The sequence below is a fragment of the Entomomonas sp. E2T0 genome, assembly GCF_025985425.1.
Lineage (GTDB): Bacteria > Pseudomonadota > Gammaproteobacteria > Pseudomonadales > Pseudomonadaceae > Entomomonas.
Genome location: NZ_CP094972.1, coordinates 1,953,202 through 1,975,863, shown reverse-complemented (window position 1 = coordinate 1,975,863; position 22,662 = coordinate 1,953,202). Strand labels below are relative to the sequence as shown.

Genomic DNA, 22,662 nt, shown 5'->3' with positions numbered 1-22,662 from the left:
CCTAAGCTATTAGTCAGTATGAATATCTATACTGGCACGGGGATGTTTTTTATAAATAATACAGTACAGCACATTCTTTAAGCTTTTAAAATCTTTTATACGCCCTTTTAGTAAACGTGATAATAAGAAAAAGAACATAGAGAAGCGAGATTTATTTTTATAATTTAATCGATAAAGAATAGCATAATACAAAAATTCTATACTTCGACGATAACTAGCCTGCTTATTTTCCTGAACATAAGTTGATAAAGAATGCTCTATCCGACCAAAACAACCACAGGTTAGAGTATGTTGTTTAGCTATTTGATGAACATTATGAAAAAAAGCAGTATCTATACCATAAAAAGCAAAATTTTCATCAAACACCGTTATATTATACTGTTTAAATTGTTCAACTAGTCGTTTACTAAGTGCCATAGCCGAAGTTACAGAGGTGATCGTTGTAGCCTCAACCCCTTGCTCTTCCAAAATAGGTTGTTTTGTCTTTGTATTAAATGGAAATTTAACCAAATTATCTTGCCCTTCAGCATATACAATAGGCAAAATTAAATCTAAATCTCGATGCTGGACAATGGTATTAAAAAAATCTTTGTTTAATTGGGTATCTTGGTCTAAGGGGATAAAAAAATCTGCATCCTGCTGCTGTAGTACAAAGTTGTATATTTTACTTAATGATAAATTTCTTATATCTTGGTAAGTGGTTACTGCAATTCCCTTTTCTGAGGCTTGCGTAAGATAATTTGTTAGTTGTATATTATCTAATAAATTAGGGCCATTATTCCAAATGATAAGTTTGAGATCTATTTGAGTTAAGTCTGCCCCTAGAATACTTTGCAAAGTCTCACTTTGTTGGCAGGTGGAATTATATAAGATGACTAAAATAGATAATTGCATGTGTTAAAGACTTTGATACCTATAAAAATATTAGTGTAACACTATAAAACTGCTTTAAAAATTATTTTTGATTACAGTAGAAATATAAACCATTAATTCTGTTTTAAACAAATTGCATTAGAGCGCATAACTTTAATATCGTTGATGAATTACAGTAATACGCTCTTGTTCAAACTATAAGAATTAATAACCCAAACAACCTTTTGATTTAATTAACTTATATAGATTAAATACTACGATTCATTTCTGATTTTTAATAGCGTTTCATTCAGTAATGTTGAACTCGTACTTTTTGTATAAGGGAAGTAAACCACTCTAACACCTACTTCTTTAAATTTTTCTTCCATCTTTTGCCAACTTTCAGAGTTGAACCAATCATCGCCCACAAATAAGATATCAAATTTAATCTTTTTCCACATTTCAAATTTGTCAATGTTTTCCTGGGGAATAGCTGCATCAACGAACTTGATATTCCTAACAATTTCTATCCGTTCTTCAAAAGGAATGACTGCCTTTTTATTTTTATAGGAAACTAACTCATCCACAGTTATACCAACTATTAATTTATCACATAGCCCTTTTGCATTTTTTAATAAATTTAAATGCCCTATATGAAATAAATCGTATACCCCAGATGTATATCCTACTTGCATGTTAGCTCTCACTTAATAACTCTTTAATATTGAAATTAAACCATGTATCAAATGCTTGCTCTTTCTTTACGCCAAAAATATCGTCAAGCATAACCGGAAAACCAACTTTCTTTCTATCAATAATTTCGTGTGGAATAATATCTTTAAAGATTCTTTTTAAGGGAGCTTTAACTATGCCATCTTGCATTCGATAGTCGAAGGGAACTCCTGCCATTCTCTGAACCAATCTATAATCAACAAATGGCTCACGTGCCTCAACTGAACACATCATGGTTGAGTTATCTAATCTACGTAATAATCCATGTAAGTGTGCTACTTGAAAGAATGCTGCCACTATATCAATAGGCTTACCATAATGATAAAAAGGTGCTATAGCACTTTCAACAATTTCTAAATCCTCTTCAGAGCCATATGAATATAATTTTGAAAAAGCCTGTAAATCAAACTTATCAATAGAATTGGCCCATCTAAAGATCCTATCATATCCAAAAAATAATTCGTCAGCACCTTCGCCACACAGTACTACTGTATTTTCTTTTTTAACTTCTCTAGTCATTTGGTAGAGTAATACTTCATTAGGTACTGATAACGGTTCTTTTCTAACCCTAATAAGTTTCTTAGCATCTTCAATAAACATCTCTTTAGTTACTATAACCTCATGATGTTCAGAACCTATTTTTTCTGCTGCTAAACGTCCCCATTCAAACTCATTATATTCTTTAAAGCCAACTGTCCATGTATGCAGTTCATGGGTTAAAGCAGCTACAATAGTACTATCTAACCCTCCAGATAGATAACTACCTAGCGGTACATCTGCAATTTTTCTGTATTGTATTGAGGACTCTATTAACCACTTTAATTCCTCATCAGTAGGAGGTGATTGATAGCCACTAGGAAACTCCCAATATTTAGCTATTTGATTATTTTGCTGATAACATCCTGCAGGGAACATTTTTATATTTTTATAAATAGTTTGACCATTAAAAAAAGTGCGTAGTTTTTTATATTGTCTTAAACCTATTTCATCAATTTGTACTTGATTATCAAGTAAATCAACAATTGCATTAATTTCTGAAGAAAAAATATAGCCTTTATCTGTTTGACAAAAATATAAAGGTTTAACACCTAACCTATCCCTTGCCACAAAAAAGTCTTTTGTTACTGTATCAAAGATAATATAGGCAAATATGCCATTAAACTCTTTAATGGCTTCTTTAAAACCAATTTTTATACTTAACTCAAGTACAAGTTCGGTATCGCAATGTGTTTCCAAAGCTATAGTATATTTAGCCGCTAGTTCTCTATAATTATAGATTTCACCGTTATATATGATTACATATCTCTTATCTCTACTAAAAAAGGGCTGATTGCTTCTCTCTTGTAGATCAAGGATACTGAGTCGATTATGGCCAAATTTATAAGTATCAATTTCTTTATAACAACAAGGTGCATCAGGCCCCCTATGTATCATTTTCTCTAACGCTTTGATAAATTTACTCTTATCAAGATTGTTTAAATTAGTAAATAAAAGTCCGCACATTTATTCAAAATCTCAAATAAGTTTTTGTCTTAAGAAATCAATTATTGCTTGAGTCGCATTAGGATAATTATATTTTATATATGTATTTGCAAAATCTAAACGTTGTTGTTTCATCGCATCTTTCTTAGCAATCACCACATTATCAATAAAATCAATTAATTGAGTCTCATTATAAGCATGATAAGTATGTTTTAACATTTCTTTTCCAAAAGTTAAGAACTCTTCATCTATAGCTGACTCATTTCTTAATAAATAGCATTGTGGATTATCTGTATAGAAATATTCTGCTAAAAAAGAACCACAATCATGGATTAATGCAGAGGAGTTAATAAAGATATCAAAATAATCCGCCTCTGTACTATAAGTAATATTTTTATTTGCTAACAACTTACTTAAATAATTATCTACTTTCTCCTTTCCCCAAAAATTATCTTGAGTTAATGTTACAAAGAGAAGAGGATGAGGCCTAAAAATAAAATCAATCAAAGGATACTTTTTAGGTAGTTCTAAAAAAAAATCTGCATATAATAAAAAGTTAGATAGTTTTAAGCCTTCTTTTTCTGACCCAACAGTATGATGAGGAGCTATAATGATCTTTATCTTTTTCTCCTCAAACTTTTCTATTTTATACATAGAGTCCATTTTACAATATCCAACTACCATTGAATTAATTGCTTTATTAGGCATTACTTCCTGCATTATATTTTGGACTTCATTATTTTCTACAAATATCATCCAAAAATTATTGAGAGACTCCAAATTGAAAAGCACATGCTCATGTTTAGTTCTTCCCTGATAAGCATAATTCACAAAAAAAGATAATACTTGCTTATCTTTAAAATAACGACTAGTGAAAAACTCATGTGTAATATTATCATAAGGATTTGCTGTACACACCAAATGGAAATTGTTGGCCACATCAAGATATTTTTCTTCATCATATCCTTTTAGTACTGTTACATCTTCATATTTAGCTTTATAAGTTTCGTATGCTTTATTTAGATGTTTTAACATATTTTCCTGATCTTGTGTCAAATCTGGAATAATAAGAAGAACAGGAGTAAATAAATCATCATTAATCATCTTTTCAAACAGCGGTTTTGCTGGAAAAACTGCATCATATATTATGCAGAATAAGACTTTTATTTTTTCATTTTTTGCTACTTCTTTTAGACTAATTAACCCTTTTTCATATCTTTTATTTTGCTTAATATAATCAATATATTTTAATTTCTTTTTCAGGGTCTCCCTGGCTCTTTTTCTCCAAAATTTATTTGGTATATAAAAAGTTAATAATTTTGGTAGATTTATTTTTGAATACATCTAATAACTCCAATCTTAGTGAAATAATAAAACATATATTCAAATAATATTAATAACATAGTATATTTTGCCGCACGCCCAATTATGATCAAAACATCACTTTTTAAGATAAAATATCATTGTTTTTTACTTAGTAACAATATTAGTTGTTCAAAAATCTGACAAAATATCAGCAAAACTAATGATACTTATAAGTACTCAAAAACTATTCAAGATAAAATATAGATCTGCTGATGATATTATTAAATTAATTTATATAGTAAGAACGATTGTATTAGACATTAGGATTATTTTTTAATTGATGAAAATAGAAATACAACTATCTTCCCCAAACTAATACTGTATAATTATTATGTTGAATTTCTTTCATCACATAGTTTCATAAAAAATTTAATTTACTCTGTTAGTAAAGTGATCCAAAATGATAAACTTTCTTGATTTAAAAAAAATAAATCAACAATACCAGAAAGAGTTAGTAGAAGCCTGTACTCGTGTCATTGAATCTGGTTGGTACTTATTAGGTAAAGAATTAACCTCTTTTGAGCAGGCATTTGCAACATATTGTGGAACAAAGCATGCTATTGGTGTAGCTAATGGCTTAGATGCATTAATTTTAACCTTAAGAGCTTGGAAAGAATTAGGTAAGCTAAAGGATGGGGATGAAATTATTGTTCCTGCTAATACTTATATTGCATCCATTCTAGCAATTACAGAAAATAACCTCACACCCATTTTAGTTGAACCAAATTTATCTACTTATAATTTAGATATAGAAAACGTCAAACTAGCTATTACTAATAAAACAAAAGCAGTACTCGCTGTACATCTTTATGGCCAATTGGCACCCATGCAAAAGATATGTGATATTGCTAAACAGCATAATTTACTCGTTTTAGAAGATAGTGCTCAAGCTCATGGAGCTCATATTAATGGACATAAAGCTGGTAACTGGGGAGATGCCTCTGCATTTAGTTTTTATCCAGGTAAAAACTTAGGCGCACTAGGTGATGCTGGAGCAGTAACTACAAATGATGATGAGTTAGCAAATACAATAAAAGCTTTAAGAAATTATGGTTCTAATGAAAAGTATAAAAATATTTATCAAGGAACTAACAGCAGACTAGATGAAATACAAGCAGCTATATTAGCTGTTAAATTACAGTATTTAGATCAAGAAATTCAATATAGACAAAGTATTGCCAAAAAATATATAGAAGGCATAACAAATCCACATATAACATTACCTACTGTTACTAACTTAACAGCACATGTTTGGCATTTATTTGTTATTCGTTGCAAAGAGCGAGATACTCTAAAAGACTATTTACATAAAAATAACATAGAAACATTAATTCACTATCCCATTCCACCCCATAAACAAATATGTTATAAACAATGGAATAATATATCACTACCTATAACAGAACAAATCCATCAGGAAGTGTTATCCTTACCAATTAGCCCAGTACTAACAGATCAAGAAGTTCACAGAATTATAGAGAAAGTAAATGAATTTAAAGCATAACAACTTATTATCTATCTGTTGCCTTGGCTATAATCATGCCAGTTTTTTACAAGAGAATTTAGAGTCGATTTGTAAAATAGGTTATGAAAATATTGAGATTATTGTTGTAGACGATGGCTCCAAAGACAATAGTGTTGAAATACTGAATCAACTAAAAAATAAAATTCCATACAGAATAGAAATTATTGCACAACAAAATACTGGCAACATAGGAAAAAATTTTAATAATGCTTTAAAAGCTGCAAATGGTAACTTAATTACTTTTATTGCGTTAGATGATGTATTTAACCCAAAAGTTGTTTCATCAGAAATAAACGAAATGAATACTAATCCTAAGCTAGCCTTTATTGCATCATCAAAAGCAGTATATATTGATGACAAAGGGATGATAGAAGATGATCGTCTAGAACTTTCACTTCATATTGAAAATAGTCCCTCAATAAAAGATCTATTAGAACTTGAATACTCCAAATTTGGGGCATTTTATATACAAGGATCTATTTTTAGAAAAGATATTATTGATACCATTGGTGGTTTTGATGAGGATATGACTGGTGATGATATAGTATTAAGAACTAAAGTTTTTAACTTTATGCTAAACAATACTGGTCTAGAATTTAAAATTATTAGAGAAAACAACGTATTTTATAGAATGCATGGCAACAATATTCATAAAAATTCTGCTAGGCAAATAAAAATAGTTACTGAATACTTAGAGAAATATTGGCCAGACAGACCCAACCCAGCAATATTAATTGACTGGATGAACTATACTATTAGTAAATGTACGTTTGAAGAATATATGCCAGTCTTTGCTTTAAATAAAAGGGCTGCTTCTTTATTAAATGATAAAAAAATTCAAGATAAAATTAAATCATCAGTTATAAAAAATAGAGAAACTTTTATTCAAAAAGCTATTTTTAATAAACAAAAAATAGACTCTACAAAAAGTCAAATAACACTATTTGGTTTTATTAAGTTTTCATATTCAAGAAAAAAGAATAAAAAACCAGATACTACAAAAATACACTATTCTCAATATAATTAATTATAAATCATTGTAGCAAAATTAGATGAAATACTAATATTTGCTGCAAATATAATAATTTTTTTATCAATAGAACTATAAAAATATTAAAATATTACTTATCTATTAGCAGATTGATTAAGGTAAATGGGTATTCCTATGGTATATTAAATCATAGATAAACATTATAGTTTAAGCTATTTATCTTATATAAAGTTTGAAAGTAAACTAAAGAAAATCTAATTAAAATTGTTCATTAATTTGTAAGCAGACCAATAGATAAAATGAAAGATATTTTTTGTAGCATTATTGTACCCATGTTCAATGAAACTAACAATTTAGAAAATTGTTTAAACGCTTTGAAAAACCAAACATATAAAAACTTTGAAGTAATTTTTATTGATGATGGGTCTACAGACAATACTGTAGAAAAATTAACAAAACTACTAGAAAATCAAACAGGTTTTTCTTATAAAATATTGCAACAGCTGAATAGTGGTGCAGCTGCGGCTAGGGAAAAAGGAATTTCGGCATCAAAAGGAGAGTATATTTGTTTATTAGACTGTGATGATGAATTATCTGGTGATGCTTTAGATAAGGCTATAGCCTCTATACATCAATATAATGCTGATATTTCCATGTTTCAATTATATAATCAGGATTCCACAGGAAATTATCATAAATTTAATTTCTTTGATAAAGATAGAATATTGTACAACGGATATGAATGTTTAATTAACTCCTTAGGGGAGTGGAAAGTTCATGGCTTAGTTGCATGTAAAAAAGAAATCTTCATTAAAAGCTATCAAATCTATAAAAAATGCAACAAAGAAGATTCAAATTTTTTAAATAATGATGAAGTCATCACTAGATTAAACTTTTTTCATGCAACAACTGTTACACAAAATGAAGGGATTTACTACTACAAACATAATAACAACTCTACTTCTAAAAGAATTAATCCAAACAGACACTTACTATTACATAACTGTATTATTATGCACGATCTATTTAAAGAAACGGGCAATAGTATCCATTCTAAGATAGATCAAGAATTGTTTAAAAACCTATCTGGTATTATTAAGTATTATTTAAAACATAAAACAGAAATCTATAATAAAGACGAATGGAAGAAAACTATAAAATTAGCCTCAAGTGAAGTTTTTAAACGGGGGATTTTTTGGAGGTTAGATATCAAAACCAAACTAAAATTCTTACGCAGAATGTTTAAGGTCTTATATAGCTAGTAACTCAAGATCTAGTTGGATACTCCACCAACCCTTTTAAAAAGGATTTTATCATCAATGACAATACAGTAACTATTCATTGTAAAAACTTGCATTCTCTAATGTTCGATGTAGCATTGATTTATCAGATATGCTTCAAAAAATATAACTTCCATTTACAGCAAAATATGTAATAAAATGCCTGCTTATGCCTACGATCTACCAAACTATTAAGACAAAATATGACTTTTAGAAAAGATATTAATGGACTGCGTGCTATAGCAGTTCTAGCAGTCATTTTATTTCATTTTAAAATCCCTTATTTTAATGGTGGATTTGCAGGTGTAGATATATTTTTTGTCATCTCTGGATATTTGATGACAGGAATTATTTTTACACGAGTAAATAATAATAACTTTTCAATTATAGATTTTTACCTACATCGAGCTAAACGTATTCTTCCTGCTTTAGCTGCTTTGTGTATTACCCTAGCCTTTTTTGGATTCTTTTTCTTACTGACGAATGACTTACGTGAGATAACTCAACACATTAGAAAAGTAATCTTATTCATATCAAACTATACTTTCTATGAAAGCTCTGGATATTTTGATACGCCCTCACAAGAAAATTGGCTACTTCACACGTGGTCATTATCAGTAGAGTGGCAATTTTATTTGATTTATCCCTTAATTATTCTAGGATTATCTTGGTTATTTACACCTAAAAAAACTAGCCTCATAATCATTATAATGGCTGTTGCTTCGCTTATTTTCTCTATCATCTATACACCAATCAATCCTTCTTTTGCTTTTTATTCTTTACCTACAAGATCATGGGAAATGTTGGCAGGTGGTATTGTATTCTTATTTCCTCTATCATTCCCTACCATTATAAAGAAACTAACACTATGGATAGGGTTAGTCCTCATTTTATTGGGCTTAATGACACTAAATGATAGTCTTTTATGGCCTAGCTATTTAGCACTTATTCCTGTCATTGGAACAATGCTGATTATATGGTCAAACCAAAACAGCGCTATTACCTCTAATTTACTTTTTCAGTGGCTTGGTAAAATCTCATACTCTATTTATTTATGGCACTGGCCTATTGCTGTATTGTTACTAATTAGTGGTTTACTAACTAATCCTTTCTACAAAATAGCAGGTATCGTAGTCTCTTTAATCGCAGGATATCTTTCCTACTTTTTTATTGAGAAACGATTTAAATTAGTGCATAGCCAAATAATAGAAATAATTAAATACATCGGCATCATTTTAATAACTATAGTCATAGCTGCATCCTTGGGCTCTCTAGCTAAACATTACCCTCAGCTACGTAATCAATCTCTACAAGATTTAAATAATATTGTTGAAAATAAATTTAAAACACTTTCAAAAAGATGCCTTCTTTCTAAGTTTGATAACTCCTCCGACCCCAATTGCATTATTGGAGAGGGTAATATTAATATAATCGTTTTAGGTGATAGCCACGCAGCCACATTATTCCCTGCAATTACAAAACTAAATACAGATAAAGCATCTCTATTTTGGACTTTGAGTAGCTGCCCATCAATAGAGGGCGTTAAACAAAAAACTCAGGTTGGCTGCACTGAGTTTGTTTCAACACGATTAGAGCTGCTTAAATCATCCTACTCAGGCATACCTATTTTAATTTCTAACCGACTAACATACTATTTTTATAATAAAGATAAAAATATTTACTTTACTGATAACTCAAACGATTTTCATAATGATTTTCGTAATGCCTATATTAATACCATGTGCCAAATAGCAACCAATCATCCTGTTTACGCACTAAAACCTATACCTGCCTATCCTTACGATATTCCCAAAAAGATGGTAACAGACCGTCTGTTTCACTTTAATAAAACACCCATGACAATTTCTATGCCAGAATACTATGCCGATAACAAGATTATTTTAGATATTATGGAAGAAACCTCAAAAAAATGTGGAATTCATTTATTAGATCCTACAGATTACTTATGTGAAAACGGTATCTGCCATGCCCAAAAAGGGAATACACCTCTTTACGTAGATGATAACCATTTAAGTGATCAAGGTGCTATGGAACTTGCCCCTCTGTTTCAGAAAATACTTAACTAAATAATCCTTAATAGAAATTTTTCTTAACTTACTTTTTTATTAAGGAAATATATTAGACTTACCATTTAGCACATTCTATAGGTTTAAAAAACTCCATAAATAGTATGTGATTATAATTCCGTGCCCCATCAATATCAGCACACTCAAAAGCACTATTCTCAACAGCTAATAACTCATGTATACCAATGCAAAGAGATGGCTATTATATGGAATCACAAAAAATAATTTAAACGTATTTGTTTACCATCATGCACAACTAAAGTAATTCAGACTAGTTATTTATTTTATTGGTTTCGCAGGGTTACCTATAACCGTTGTATTTGCAGCAACATTTTTAGTGACAACACTGCCTGCTCCAACTATTGCATTTTCACCAATAGTTATACCTGGCAAAAGAGTCGCATTAGCCCCTATAGATGCTCCTTTCTTAATCAATATACCTGCTAATTGCCAGTCAGTATTTCTTGACTTTGGGTATTTATCATTACAAAACGTAACATTAGGACCAATAAATACATCATCCTCAATGACTATACCGTCCCAAATTTGTACCCCACATTTAACTGTAACATTACTGCCTATTTTTGTTTTATTTTCGATAAAAACATGAGAGCAAATATTGCAATTCTTTCCAATAATAGCATTTGCTAAAACAACACAGAACTGCCAAATCTTGGTATTTTCCCCAATATTATGGCTTTGAACATCAGATAAGGGATGGATAAAAACTGTCATTTATTAACTTCACTTAAAAACTGCTGATAATCTTTAATATAATCAGCCTCATCATATTTCTGACTAGCTAACACCATTACCACACAATCAGAACTAAAATTAGTAAATTCACGCCATATACTATTAGCAATATATAAACCTTTGTTAGGTTTATCTAAATGTATCGTTTCCCGTTTTTTTCCATCATCTAATATAAAATCACAAGCGCCTGAAGTACAAATAATAATCTGCTCAAGATTTTTATGGGCATGTTTACCTCTCACAACATCCTTATTTGTTCCAAAAACATAATAAACACGTTTAATATCAAAAGGAATATCTTGATTACCATCTATAGCAACTAAAGAGCCTCTTTCATCCCCTCTAATTTTAAAATCAATAATCTTATAATCCACAAACAACCCTCAATAAATTTTATTACTATCCTAGACGAATTATATAATATCTTGAAGGTATATGATATTTTTAAATAACTCTCCAGACTTTTACACGACAAGGCAAAGGATTACTATGTAGAACCATATTTGGCAATGATCCTCCTATATTTACATTGGCGCTCATCATATAGTTTCCTGTTTGAACAACAATTTGATTATTATTAAGTTGGTCTGCATTAACACCCAGACCACCATTTGAATAGATATATCCTGTAGCTCCCCAATTATCATTATATAAAATTTCAGCCTTACAAATTACTGGAAAATCCCCAAATGGATTATCTATTATATAACGATTATTTACTGCCACATTAGCTGGGCTTTCCTCTGTACCTCCATTAGGATAAATAATAGTAAACTTTTTAGCTTGTTGATAACTTTCTAATACACTTAAACGCGCAGCTAAGTTAGCATTTTCTGTTATTAACTGCTGTATATCTGCTTCTGAAGTGTTAATAACATACCCAAAAAGTTTTATAACCCAACAACCTGACACATTTATAGGCCGCGTTTCATTTGCTATTTTAAGCTCACCATATTCATTATATGTATAATGGTCTGTTGTTAAATTTAACGGCCCCTTATAATTAGTTCCACCAGGAGCAATTCCAGCTGTTACTGGTCCACCGCCATTAACACTAGTAGATGTAGCAGTTGCTGCTGTACCACCTGTTGTCATTGCATGCTTATGTCCCTGAAAAGCATCTTTTTGTATAAAACCATTAGCAATTTGACCATTATCCCCTCTCAGAAACAAAGCCCCTAAACTATCAGCATATTTACCATTATAATCTGGTACTCTAAACTTTCCTTGGCTTGAAGTGGCTACATAACTGCCTCTTTTTAGTGGGTCCATCTGCCACTCTAACTCCTGAACTGTAGGAACTTTGCCTTGCTGTACTGCTGCAGCAGCATCTGGAAAGACAGCTTGAGATAGTTCTTGTCCATCAGCCGCTATATAACCAGCTGGAATATTGTTTCTGGATGGCCACCAAAATACTGCAAATAGGGGGACACCGTTACCCTCAAAGTTATCAAAACGATTAGTTAAGGTATTAACTGCATTACCAATGGTTCTAGTTGGATAATTTAATGCTTTATTATAACCAACTAAACCACTACCGTTGTTCTCACTGCTAGCGTCAACTAATTTTTGTGCTAGTTCTGCTGCGGAACCTGTTGCTGTTGTGGTTAAAATAGGTTGTCCCTCTGAGTCAAAAGAAAGGGTTTTATTAGCACGCTCATCAGCTAAGGGTAATTCTCGTACGCCTTCGGCATCTGCAACCCTTAGGGCTTTGGTAGTATCTTGGGCAAAGCCTTGCATAGCTAGATAAATACGATCAAAATCTTGATTAACGGTTTTAGCTAGTAAATCACCATTTTCTTGATAATCTGTTTCTCTTATTAAAGTAATTGAGCGTTGTAATAATAAAATGCCTTCTGGAGCCTCTTCAAAAATAATTTCACTGATCGGATTACCTAGCCCTGTCACTGTATAGCCAGAACTGATAAGCTGATTATTAATAAAAACATAGAGATCACTTCGAGCTAATAATAAAAAGGGAATAGCAAACTTAGTAACCACTCCATCTGCTTGATATTCTTTGTAGTTAAGGGATGTTGTAACTGTCATAATTTTATCTCTATCAGTAGTTGACCTTTATGTCATAAGTTGTATTGTTAGGTCTCCAATAATCTGACTTTTGCTCGGTTGATTTCCCAACTATTCGTGCAATACGCACAGGTGTTTGTAAAATAGCGCCGGCAAGGCTGTCTAAGTAGTCATCTTTTTGCTGTGATAATTCAGGATTAAACGTCCGCATTTGCTCAATAGCAGGGCTATTTAATACCGTTTCATGTGCCCATAAAAAACCAGATAATAAAGGTGGCTCCAATGCGTCTAAAATACGTTTTTGTTTATTGGTAGATACATGTTGTTCCCTTACGCCACAACCTGTTCCTTGGAGTGCTTTACGTAAAATAGGTGGTACAAAGCCACCTGCCCCATTAGTTTCTACTACGACACAGGGGATATTGTATTGCACTACTCGTTCATAGACTTGTTTAACCTGCCCACCAACAATATTGCCTTCATTGTCAAACTCAGCCAAATCACCAATCATTGGTTCTGCTAATTGCCAGTACAATTGCCCTTGTGCATCTGTTAACACTAAACTTAATGCTGAAGCATCTGATTTAACTTTACCTAGTGCACAATCCCAATAAGCGATAGCTCCCACAATTTGCGTATCCCCTAACCATAAAGTCACTGTATTATTGGCTTTGCGTAATTGGGGGATATGTGTATAGGATTTTAATTTTGCTGGATCTAAACGTGTATCTGTAATAGGTTTGGCGTGTAATTGATACTGTGAATCCCATTTATTAACCGTTTCTGTTTCACGGCGACGTTTTTCTAACTCATCAATAGTAAAACGTTCAGGCCATGCCATACCTGCATAGCAATCAATCAATACCTTAGGTGGTTTGCTAAAAATTAAGGTATTACCCTGAACTTGGTAATCTTTATTTTCCTCTAATAGCTTAGCACCATAACCAATACCATAAAATACATATTGTGGCCTAAAAGGCAGTTGATAACGCTTTTTAGTGGCTGTACCTATACGGTATTCTTGTTCAAACATACGAATGGTTAAGCAATCAGCATCCTTTTCAGCTAATCGCTCATACAAACTATCAAAGGTATGAGGTGTACCAATAAATAATTTACGTCCACCTGGTACAAGAATATGCGTTTGTTCATCTAACCTTTCACGCATTTTTTCTCGTGCTTCAGGGGTTTGGGTATTATTAGGTACTTCTACATCATCATTCTGACATTCATCAGCACGAGCAGAGGTAACATTAGATAAAATGCCTCTAGCATATAAGCTAGCATTACGATTATCCGTAGAATCTTTCACCCACCATTGCCCAATACTACCTTGCAATGGTAATAAATCTTTAGTTAATGGATGATTACGCAATATATACTGAGTATCGCGACTGGTTTTATAGGCTGTACCATCAGTTTCTGATTGATGCAAAATACGATATTGTGAATTTTGATAAAAGCGCCAAGCATTATAAATAGCTAGAATAGTACTTTTACCAAACCCACGAAAACAACGTAATACCGCCAACTCTCCTGCATGCTCAAGCCAATGGCAAACCTTAACGTGAACTAAAGGGACCTGCCAGTTTTGTCGTTTTGCCCAAACTAAAAAGAACGTTAATAATGATACTTTTTTAACTTTCATTGTTAGCACCGATTTGTACTAACAACGTATTTGCTTCTTGCTCAACAGCTAGTAAATCAAGTTGTGTATTTTCATTAGTCGTAATGGATTGAGGTTCAGAATGTTGTGCAATCAACTTATCTATTTTTTCCCATAAAGCAATAGAACTAGCTGCTTGTCTTCTACACCAAGCAGCTTCATCTTTTTCTTGCTTACTAAGCTCTTTAGCAGGTATCGTATATGCCACCCAGTTTTCAGGATTAGTATCAAACACCATTGCCTCAAATAGTTTATTGCGTAAAGATTGTAGTTTTTTTAGTTGTTTGGAATTCATTATTTACCTTACTTAATCAATTATGAATTACCTGATTGCATAGACAGAAACTGGTTAATAAGCTCTAATATTTCCATACTGGATAATTGCTTACCCCCCACTCTCTCACGCTCTCTAATTTCTTCCACAATTAAGTTATATAAATCCAATTGTTGCTGTTTATCATTAACCCCATGTCGTACAAACTCACTAGCAGTTAATTTATTAATAGCTGTAGCTTGCTTTTGTAATGCAGGATTACCCTTTAAATTATCCTGTAATGCCTGTAGTTCTTTTAAATCATTGATGGTTAGCTTATTAATCCCTTCTTTAGCAATATCAATAGACTCCATATTCATTACACGAGTTAACAACTGGTTATAAACGGTTGTATCTGTTGCAATGGTTTCTTTATAACTATTTAATAACGCTTTATCAGAATCACGTAACTTATCCCATTGTGGTAATGGTATATTGCTTCTGTCACCTGCTTGCAATACCTCATTAAGACTGGCTGTACGTAGTTCTTGATATTGTCTCTCCACTTCTTTAGCCTGTCGATTAATTTGAAGTTGTGCCTCGGTTTTTTCTTCTTCCGTTAAGTCAGAACGTCTATCTAAGACAGCTTGAATACCCTCTAAATCTATTGAACCATCCTTTCTTTGATATTTTTTAACATACTGTACAGCCTCTTCTTTACCCTTAAGACGCTCTTTAGCTAATGTAACCTGTGCTGTTAACTGTTGTTTTTGTTCAGCTGTATAAAAGGTATTTTTTCCAATTCCCTTACCTAGCTGCTCAAGTTGGACCATATCGTTATTTTGAAAATACAGATTAGCTTTTGCTTTGGTGCTGGCCTCATAAATTTGACTAGTAATTGCTTTTACCGCATCGCCTGCTTTATCTTTACCATAAACATTTTCTAGCACCTGACTTACGGCTGGTGTTTGAAACTTTACTATTAAGTCCTCAGGTGATGTATTAGGATCTGCTGCTTGCTCAACTAACTGATTACTCAAATTACCTAACATTTGAGAACCTTGCTCTTTACCTACTACACCCAGATCTGTACTCACAAAATCCGTATAACTATTACGAATCTTTTTATGTATCCCTAACTCAAAATCAGCTCGTTCTTGTTTTGATAAGTTCCAACTATAGTTTTTAGCAAACTCATTAAAATGCTCTGCTATAAATTTATTGTGACTTTGAGGGTCCATACTGGCTTGCCCAGAACTAACACGTGCAGCATATTCTTGATTAAGTTGCTTTAAATAAGGATCAAAATCCAAATTAAACTGCTCTGTCCTAATTTTCTGTAACGCAGCTTGCTCTTGATCACGTTGCGTAATTTGTTGATTAATTAATTTAGCCGCATCATCAAATGCCTCGTTCATCTTGGCAGTCACTTTGCCATCATAAGGATTCGCAAGATTATTAGGTGTAGCTAACTGAGGTTTTACCGTAGTACCAGGAATATAGGCCATTGTTTATCTCCTCTTAACCGTTAGCCGCAGTGGTTGAACCGCTGGTTGAAACACTAGGGGTGGTTGATTTATCTCCTGCTGTTTTCCACTTATCATAAGCATTAATACCAGTGCTTATAGAATTAATTAGTGTGCCACCTACTCCCCACCAGCCTTGTTTAGTAGCCAATTTATTTTGTAATTGCTTATATTTAATCAATTGCAATTGTTTTTTATAGATATCCTGCGCATTAAACATCTTCATCTGCGCATCATATTCACCTGCTGCAATCTTATCCGCAATGATTTGACTAGAGGTATCAGAACCAACTACAACACCACTATTAGCAGAAGCCGTAGCGGTAGCAGCAAATAATTTATTGGCTTCATACTCTGCCTGCTCCCGTGTTTGCTTAGCATCATATTCTGCTAATTTTAAGTTCGCTAAGGCATCTGCCTTTGCTTGCTTTTTCTCAAACTTATTCCACTGCCGAGTTTGTAAAACATCATTGATACTAGAACCAACTTGTAAGCCAGCTTGTGCTATTCCTAAAATTAAACCTGCATTATCCAACAAACTTCCACCACTCTTTGGTTCTCCTGTTTGACCATCTGCACCTGTTGTATCGCCTCCTGCTATAGAATTTGCACTATTAATAATATTACTAGCATTTTGTTTGGATTGGCTCCATGCATTCTGTAACATTTTGGTAGCATTTAATCCACCAAGCCATGCACCTACACCCATAACCTATAACCTCTTCTCAAATAAGACACCACCATCTTGATACCCTAAAAAATGGTAAAAACGGCGATTACCTTCAATATTAATATTTGTTGTAATACCTGCCTGCATACCCACAGCACCTTTCGCTTTAGCCCATGCTTCAAAAGCCTTAAATAACTTAATAGCTGCTCTACCATTACGCTTTTCAGGTACTACATACACTGAATAATCAAAACCTAACAAATCATCAGAAAACCATTCATAGGTTAAACCGCCTAAAAAGAAACCGATGATTTGCTCATCCTCCTCCGCCACCAAAGCATTATCTGATTCACTATCCACCATCATCGCTACCACCGAATTAGCTTTAGCTTCGCTAAAACTCTTAGCAGCATAAGCAGAACTTTGCTGTAACTGCTTACCCAGCTCTACAATGGTTTCTACATCCGCTAATGTTGCTTCTCTCACCTTAATCATTAACCGTAACCTTCTTAATCACTGCTAACAGATAGAAAGGCAATGGCTGATCCTGTTCGATGGTGATACTATTATTCCAACCTAACGACTCAATCTTATAATCACCCGTAAACATAGGTGCAGGCTTATCCAACACCTCCTCGCCAAAATTACGGAATGGCAATACATCACCATTCACAGAGCAACCCGTAGTCGTCATAAACCTGAGTACCACTTCCCCCACACGTTTATTACTCCCCTGCACTGTTCCAGTACTGCCTTGTATTTCAATATCCAATGTTTCTACGGAAGTTTTATAAGGCAAACCCACCACCACCTTATAAGCAGCACGTTCAATGTTAATAGCACCATTTACCACCTGACGACGTTGCATCACCGCACCATCAGCCACCACATCCACCGTCTTACCTTCCAGATGTTCCAAACCTGTAAATACCCGTTGACCTTGCTCACTACTAAATTGCTTACAACAATGGCTATAAACATCAGCATTAAAGCGTTCTATATAACGCACAGACTCACCATTAATCTGCCGCTTAACAACCACCCACACCTCATCAGCCACGCCATTAGGAATAGTAGCAATAGACTCATAATCGCCATCCGTAAACTGTCTCGACCAAGCCAACACCTCTTGCGACGCATCCACCGTTAAGGTAGCAATTTGCCCATCTGCCCGCACCAACCACAACACAGATTCAGGCTCTTGCTGATAGGCCATATCTACAATGCCACCCTCTGTAATATGCTCAGATAAAATAGAAGCATCAGTGGCAATCATCGAATCACTGGTTGCATCATAAGCAGTTGAACGTAACTTACGCCCCGAACGCTGCATAAAAAACAACTGATTACCAATACGTACAGGCTTAACACCGTTACAACCATAAGTAGAATGATTTTTTATCTGCACATTAGTGGGCGTAATAGCACTCTTAGCAGCCGAACCAGACATCGAAAACTCACCGCCATAACTCAGCACCACAGGATTATCCAACTGCGTTAAATGCACAATGGGATTAATCTGATCCGATGAAATAGTAAAAGTCGCTGCATCGTCATCATCCGTTGACAACTCAAAATTCAAATACTCAGCAATCTTACTCATCCAAATAGTTTGTGGTTTCTCATAACTACCACCACAATACAAACGCTGATTATGCAACGTAACCGCAGCAGGATAGCCATAATCCTCATTCCACACTACAGTCTCCAAACTCCAAGCATTCGCTGGCACTTTAGCAGTAGCAGAAAGTACTGTTTTAATTTCCGCTTGAACTGAAGAATTATTTGTAAACTTAGTGATTAAACAAAGCCCCTTATTTAAGCGTACATACTTGCCTACATCAGATTCACGCCAACCAGCCACGTCTAATGTTAGGCTCACTTCTTGCCCAATAGGCTCCTTAAGATTACTCGCACACTTAGTTTGTGGGCTTCCCTCCAACTGCCATTGCTTACCCTCAATCTCATTTTCATTAAATGCTGAACTTACCTTTACCTTAACCGTTTTACGATTAACAAAAGACGTAATCTCAGCAATACCAGGACCACAAATAATATTTCGCCCCACATCTGCGGCTAAAAAGAAATCCGCCTCCAAGGTAGCGGTATACTTCTTCTTATCCTCCTCAGTGGGATTTGTGATTACTTCCTGCTCCAACTTCAACTTAATATCAGGCCGCTCCCCCACCTCATCAAACGGCTTCACCAAAAAAGGTGCTTCAGAAATAAGCCAACTATCATCCGCTAAGCGTCTTAAACGATAAATAGGCAAAGCCTGATGTGCCAAAAACATCGTATCAGCCCCTTGTACATAACTAATATGTGGCAACATAGCTTCTGTATAGGGCGACTCCAACTCAGCCGTTTGCTGATTATCCTTAAACACCCGAATATACTTATCACCAAACTCCACCATATAAGCCTGCTCACGGTTAAAGACATAAGGAATTAACCGCACCTTCTTATCACTGTACTTAGTAGCCTGAACATACTCCGTACCCCAAGTACGCATCACCCCACCCTGTACGGCCACCAACGCATTTTCTAAACGTTTCGCACCATTCTGATAACGTGCAATATCAACCCGTCCCATTAAGCGAGGCGACAACTCACCTGCAGTAAAATTGGTTTGAATCAGCGACAACTTAGCCATTTAACCGCTCCTCCAACAGAGGAGAATTACCCAACGTATCCGCAGGGTACTCCAAACCATTTAACGCCTTAGCGGTTCTTAAAGCCAACTGATACTCCTGCAACCGATACTGCGCCATCGAAGTAGACTGTGTAATGGCATAAGCCATCTTCGCTGCCATCGCCAACTCCAACAAATTCACCAACAACGAATCATAGGTAGCAATATCCGTATTCTGAAAAACATAACGCAACTTCAAAGAAGTCACATTCGCTAAAATACGTCGCTCCTCAATTAAATAATCAATCGACTCGCCCTCATCACCCACCGACAAAACCCGCACATAATCCGCAGGCAAGGTAAAACTAAACCTATAACCAAACGGTGGCTTCTGCACATCATGCGCCAACAACACCCGTTTAATAGCGCAACTCCAAGGATGTTCCCGTAACAACGAATCACGCACCCCAGGGTACAAATTAGCTGCCAACCGCGCCCGATCATTACCCTCAGTAAAATCATTAATAGGCTGAGCGCCCAACATCAACAACGCATTAGAACAAACAGAAACACCTGAATTAGCAGTCGACATACTTCACCTCATCTCCTCTAACTAACCAGCAGCAAGGGCTAACAAAGCCCCTGCTACAGGCAAGTAAAAAAAACTACTCAGCGAACTCAATAGCGACTACCTTCTTCTCATTAGCACGACCTGCGCCATAAGAAGACATCACAGAAATTTGAATCGCATTATTCTTATCACGACGCACACCCACATCAGTCTTATAATCATTACCTGCACCGAAATGAGCAGCACTTGAACACCAAGCTACCGTCGTATAAACGCCCTCAGCACTATCCAATGCCTCGTAAGGCACCCAATTAAAGCCAAGCCAATTAGTCGCTACCGCACCATCTTGCAACATCTCCACTTTCAAGAAATCTGCACTGGTCAACGTCGTATCATTCAAAATGGTTTCCAACATATCCGCGTTATAAGCGATATATAACTTCTCACCCATTTTTTCATCACACTCATTCTTACGGAAAAGCGCCTTAGCCTTAATAATCTTAGCCTTAGTAATACCCTCACCACCTGCTAAGATTTTTTGCGCTGCTGGTAATACAGCATCGCTATAAGCACCGTTTTGTGATGTTTTACGTTTAATCGCATCCAACAAACCACGATAAATAACCTTATCTTTTAAACGATTATTAGCCGCCACCAAGTTAGACATATAAGCCCCTTGTGGATCAGCTAAAAGTTTGGGTAAATCGCGTGGTTCAATCGGTACATGCAAACCATAATCAGCCATTGTTACTAAGCGAGAACCCGTCTCTGGTACACTCCACTTAGTATCCTCAAAACGGCCCGTAACCTGCTCCATCTCAATGGAAGCCATATCATTAACAGTAAAAGAATAACCCTGAATCTTGCCACGGTTATACACCGCCTGCACAAAACGGGATTCTTTTTGTTGTGATTCAATATCGAAAGCATCGTGAAACTGCTGCGCAAAAGCCGCAGTAATCATGCCATTGTTTGTTGTGAAATCTTGTGACATTTTAAAATAACCTTATTTTTAATACCTTCTTGTGGTTATCTACTTCAAAAAAATAGGCCACCAAACATAGCCGCTTCGGCTAACGACTATGGGCATCACGATTATCCAGTAGCCATACTGGGTCGTAAGGTTATTTTGCAGGGGTTACGGGGTTGGAAACCTGACTAAGTGGTTAAAACTACTATTATTTATTTTTTATAAACTTATCTGCTCTATTTAAAAAATAATATTAATAACCAGAAAGCTGTAAAGTTGATCTAAAATTACGGGCTGTTGAATTCAAACAATGAAGATTAGTTTTATCATCTGCAAAACTTTTTATAAGTTTTTTGGCTTCATTAGTTAATACTTTTCTAATCATATTAGGCGCTTGTACAGGTATAGGGCCAGGCACATAATCTATAGCACTAGAACATGCTTTTGATTCAACTATCATCTTCAAAACAATATGTGCTGTATTTTCAGTAATAGGCCAACTACTTGCTTGATTTCCATATAAGCCAACTAATATTGTTCTTATATTCTCTTCATCATATAAATCCATTGTTTACTTCCTTGTCGTATTTTTTAGACTAGATAATACTTCTTTGATCTCCTCTTTAGAAAAATTTAAAAACTGAATCTGCTCAATATAAGGAGATACCTCATTAAATAAATAAACCATGGTATTTGGTCTACCACTAACCGTTGAATCAATACCAATAACTATTTCAGTCATTCCCTTAATATTAAATTGCGTTATAGTTCCACCACAAATATCATAGGATTTCCTTAACATATTTTCTGATTTATCAGCACTCAGCCCAAAAGCTTGCAGAGTTTCTTGTTTATTTTCTTCACTAGCCTCACTATCGCCATGAATAACAAAATGTTTATCTTTATCATAGATATAAGCAAGCATATCATTAGAAAAAATAACTTTGGTAGAAAGCGATATATTGATTGAATACCTACCACCAAAATAAATTATTTGCTGATCTGATTTTTTAGAGTCTAAATATATATCTTGTTTTTTAGGTGGTAGACAACTATCAGCATAAGCTAGCAAAGAGGCAAAACATAAGATAACTAGGAGTAGAAATCGCTTCATATAAAAATTTCCATAAAATACTTGAGAAGTATTAAATATAATTAATATTATAATCCATTACGAGAAATTAAAGCTCTAATAAACGAGCATAATCAATTAAATTAAGAAAAGTAATACTATATAATTATCAGAATATAAAACTTAAAACATTTTATATATTCT

At 34.1% G+C, this 22,662-nt stretch carries 21 protein-coding genes; 4 read left to right on the top strand and 17 right to left on the bottom strand.

Annotated elements, in window-relative coordinates:
- Positions 1-9: 9 nt before the first annotated feature.
- From MTZ49_RS09475 to MTZ49_RS09460, 4 genes are all read right to left on the bottom strand, one after another.
- A complete protein-coding gene (locus tag MTZ49_RS09475; protein WP_264745310.1) occupies positions 10-894 on the bottom strand; it encodes a glycosyltransferase family 2 protein in 885 nt (294 codons plus the stop codon).
- A gap of 233 nt (positions 895-1,127) precedes the next feature.
- Positions 1,128-1,547, bottom strand: a complete 420-nt coding sequence (locus MTZ49_RS09470; protein ID WP_264745309.1) for an adenylyltransferase/cytidyltransferase family protein — start codon at positions 1,545-1,547, stop codon at positions 1,128-1,130.
- Position 1,548: 1 nt separating this feature from the next.
- Positions 1,549-3,087, bottom strand: a complete 1,539-nt coding sequence (gene asnB / locus MTZ49_RS09465; protein ID WP_264745308.1) for an asparagine synthase (glutamine-hydrolyzing) — start codon at positions 3,085-3,087, stop codon at positions 1,549-1,551.
- 12 nt (positions 3,088-3,099) lie between these two features.
- Complete coding sequence (locus MTZ49_RS09460; RefSeq protein WP_264745307.1) at positions 3,100-4,410, bottom strand: hypothetical protein; 1,311 nt, start codon at positions 4,408-4,410, stop codon at positions 3,100-3,102.
- Between the two features lie 421 nt (positions 4,411-4,831).
- Between MTZ49_RS09460 and MTZ49_RS09455 the strand changes: the two genes are divergently transcribed.
- The 4 genes from MTZ49_RS09455 (at position 4,832) to MTZ49_RS09440 (ending at position 10,314) form a co-directional block, all read left to right on the top strand.
- Entirely contained in the window at positions 4,832-5,935 is a 1,104-nt protein-coding gene (locus tag MTZ49_RS09455) for a DegT/DnrJ/EryC1/StrS family aminotransferase (RefSeq protein WP_264745306.1), read from the top strand.
- Positions 5,919-6,983, top strand: coding sequence for a glycosyltransferase family 2 protein (locus MTZ49_RS09450; RefSeq protein ID WP_264745305.1), 1,065 nt, complete (start codon positions 5,919-5,921; stop codon positions 6,981-6,983). The genes MTZ49_RS09455 and MTZ49_RS09450 overlap by 17 nt, the downstream gene beginning before the upstream one ends.
- 263 nt (positions 6,984-7,246) lie before the next feature.
- Positions 7,247-8,209 carry a glycosyltransferase family 2 protein gene (locus MTZ49_RS09445; RefSeq protein ID WP_264745304.1) on the top strand — a complete coding sequence of 321 codons (963 nt, stop codon included), beginning with the start codon at positions 7,247-7,249 and terminating at the stop codon, positions 8,207-8,209.
- 221 nt (positions 8,210-8,430) lie between these two features.
- On the top strand, positions 8,431-10,314 hold the full coding sequence (locus tag MTZ49_RS09440; RefSeq protein WP_264745303.1) for an acyltransferase family protein: 1,884 nt from the start codon (positions 8,431-8,433) through the stop codon (positions 10,312-10,314).
- Between the two features lie 279 nt (positions 10,315-10,593).
- Here the strand turns inward: MTZ49_RS09440 and MTZ49_RS09435 are convergent, their stop codons facing one another.
- From MTZ49_RS09435 to MTZ49_RS09375, 13 genes are all read right to left on the bottom strand, one after another.
- Entirely contained in the window at positions 10,594-11,049 is a 456-nt protein-coding gene (locus MTZ49_RS09435) for an acyltransferase (RefSeq protein ID WP_264745302.1), read from the bottom strand.
- Positions 11,046-11,444 (bottom strand): sugar 3,4-ketoisomerase, encoded by a 399-nt coding sequence (locus MTZ49_RS09430; RefSeq protein ID WP_264745301.1) that lies wholly within the window; start codon positions 11,442-11,444, stop codon positions 11,046-11,048. The genes MTZ49_RS09435 and MTZ49_RS09430 overlap by 4 nt, the downstream gene beginning before the upstream one ends.
- 70 nt (positions 11,445-11,514) lie before the next feature.
- Entirely contained in the window at positions 11,515-13,119 is a 1,605-nt protein-coding gene (locus tag MTZ49_RS09425; protein ID WP_264745300.1) for a hypothetical protein, read from the bottom strand.
- Between the two features lie 13 nt (positions 13,120-13,132).
- Positions 13,133-14,746: a phage terminase large subunit gene (gene terL / locus MTZ49_RS09420; protein WP_264745299.1), complete on the bottom strand. Its 1,614-nt coding sequence runs from the start codon at positions 14,744-14,746 to the stop codon at positions 13,133-13,135.
- A complete protein-coding gene (locus MTZ49_RS09415; protein ID WP_264745298.1) occupies positions 14,736-15,059 on the bottom strand; it encodes a hypothetical protein in 324 nt (107 codons plus the stop codon). Before MTZ49_RS09415 ends, terL begins: the two co-directional genes overlap by 11 nt.
- A 20-nt stretch (positions 15,060-15,079) precedes the next feature.
- Complete coding sequence (locus tag MTZ49_RS09410; protein WP_264745297.1) at positions 15,080-16,525, bottom strand: hypothetical protein; 1,446 nt, start codon at positions 16,523-16,525, stop codon at positions 15,080-15,082.
- Positions 16,526-16,538: 13 nt separating this feature from the next.
- The gene (locus MTZ49_RS09405; RefSeq protein ID WP_264745296.1) at positions 16,539-17,252 is read right to left on the bottom strand and encodes a hypothetical protein; all 714 of its coding nucleotides are present in this window, start codon (positions 17,250-17,252) and stop codon (positions 16,539-16,541) included.
- Between the two features lie 3 nt (positions 17,253-17,255).
- A complete protein-coding gene (locus MTZ49_RS09400) occupies positions 17,256-17,708 on the bottom strand; it encodes a GNAT family N-acetyltransferase (RefSeq protein WP_264745295.1) in 453 nt (150 codons plus the stop codon).
- Entirely contained in the window at positions 17,701-19,866 is a 2,166-nt protein-coding gene (locus MTZ49_RS09395) for a hypothetical protein (protein WP_264745294.1), read from the bottom strand. The genes MTZ49_RS09400 and MTZ49_RS09395 overlap by 8 nt, the downstream gene beginning before the upstream one ends.
- Positions 19,859-20,437 carry a hypothetical protein gene (locus MTZ49_RS09390; RefSeq protein ID WP_264745293.1) on the bottom strand — a complete coding sequence of 193 codons (579 nt, stop codon included), beginning with the start codon at positions 20,435-20,437 and terminating at the stop codon, positions 19,859-19,861. The genes MTZ49_RS09395 and MTZ49_RS09390 overlap by 8 nt, the downstream gene beginning before the upstream one ends.
- Positions 20,438-20,510: 73 nt before the next feature.
- Complete coding sequence (locus MTZ49_RS09385; protein WP_264745292.1) at positions 20,511-21,410, bottom strand: phage capsid protein; 900 nt, start codon at positions 21,408-21,410, stop codon at positions 20,511-20,513.
- Between the two features lie 229 nt (positions 21,411-21,639).
- A complete protein-coding gene (locus tag MTZ49_RS09380; RefSeq protein WP_264745291.1) occupies positions 21,640-21,954 on the bottom strand; it encodes a hypothetical protein in 315 nt (104 codons plus the stop codon).
- 3 nt (positions 21,955-21,957) lie between these two features.
- Entirely contained in the window at positions 21,958-22,500 is a 543-nt protein-coding gene (locus tag MTZ49_RS09375) for a hypothetical protein (RefSeq protein WP_264745290.1), read from the bottom strand.
- Positions 22,501-22,662: the final 162 nt, after the last annotated feature.

Coding starts and splice junctions, on each gene's coding strand:
- MTZ49_RS09475 (WP_264745310.1), bottom strand. CDS start 894: ATGCAATTATCTATTTTAGTCATCTTATATAATTCCACCTGCCAACAA.
- MTZ49_RS09470 (WP_264745309.1), bottom strand. CDS start 1,547: ATGCAAGTAGGATATACATCTGGGGTATACGATTTATTTCATATAGGG.
- asnB (WP_264745308.1), bottom strand. CDS start 3,087: ATGTGCGGACTTTTATTTACTAATTTAAACAATCTTGATAAGAGTAAA.
- MTZ49_RS09460 (WP_264745307.1), bottom strand. CDS start 4,410: ATGTATTCAAAAATAAATCTACCAAAATTATTAACTTTTTATATACCA.
- MTZ49_RS09455 (WP_264745306.1), top strand. CDS start 4,832: ATGATAAACTTTCTTGATTTAAAAAAAATAAATCAACAATACCAGAAA.
- MTZ49_RS09450 (WP_264745305.1), top strand. CDS start 5,919: ATGAATTTAAAGCATAACAACTTATTATCTATCTGTTGCCTTGGCTAT.
- MTZ49_RS09445 (WP_264745304.1), top strand. CDS start 7,247: ATGAAAGATATTTTTTGTAGCATTATTGTACCCATGTTCAATGAAACT.
- MTZ49_RS09440 (WP_264745303.1), top strand. CDS start 8,431: ATGACTTTTAGAAAAGATATTAATGGACTGCGTGCTATAGCAGTTCTA.
- MTZ49_RS09435 (WP_264745302.1), bottom strand. CDS start 11,049: ATGACAGTTTTTATCCATCCCTTATCTGATGTTCAAAGCCATAATATT.
- MTZ49_RS09425 (WP_264745300.1), bottom strand. CDS start 13,119: ATGACAGTTACAACATCCCTTAACTACAAAGAATATCAAGCAGATGGA.
- terL (WP_264745299.1), bottom strand. CDS start 14,746: ATGAAAGTTAAAAAAGTATCATTATTAACGTTCTTTTTAGTTTGGGCA.
- MTZ49_RS09415 (WP_264745298.1), bottom strand. CDS start 15,059: ATGAATTCCAAACAACTAAAAAAACTACAATCTTTACGCAATAAACTA.
- MTZ49_RS09410 (WP_264745297.1), bottom strand. CDS start 16,525: ATGGCCTATATTCCTGGTACTACGGTAAAACCTCAGTTAGCTACACCT.
- MTZ49_RS09405 (WP_264745296.1), bottom strand. CDS start 17,252: ATGGGTGTAGGTGCATGGCTTGGTGGATTAAATGCTACCAAAATGTTA.
- MTZ49_RS09400 (WP_264745295.1), bottom strand. CDS start 17,708: ATGATTAAGGTGAGAGAAGCAACATTAGCGGATGTAGAAACCATTGTA.
- MTZ49_RS09395 (WP_264745294.1), bottom strand. CDS start 19,866: ATGGCTAAGTTGTCGCTGATTCAAACCAATTTTACTGCAGGTGAGTTG.
- MTZ49_RS09390 (WP_264745293.1), bottom strand. CDS start 20,437: ATGTCGACTGCTAATTCAGGTGTTTCTGTTTGTTCTAATGCGTTGTTG.
- MTZ49_RS09385 (WP_264745292.1), bottom strand. CDS start 21,410: ATGTCACAAGATTTCACAACAAACAATGGCATGATTACTGCGGCTTTT.
- MTZ49_RS09380 (WP_264745291.1), bottom strand. CDS start 21,954: ATGGATTTATATGATGAAGAGAATATAAGAACAATATTAGTTGGCTTA.
- MTZ49_RS09375 (WP_264745290.1), bottom strand. CDS start 22,500: ATGAAGCGATTTCTACTCCTAGTTATCTTATGTTTTGCCTCTTTGCTA.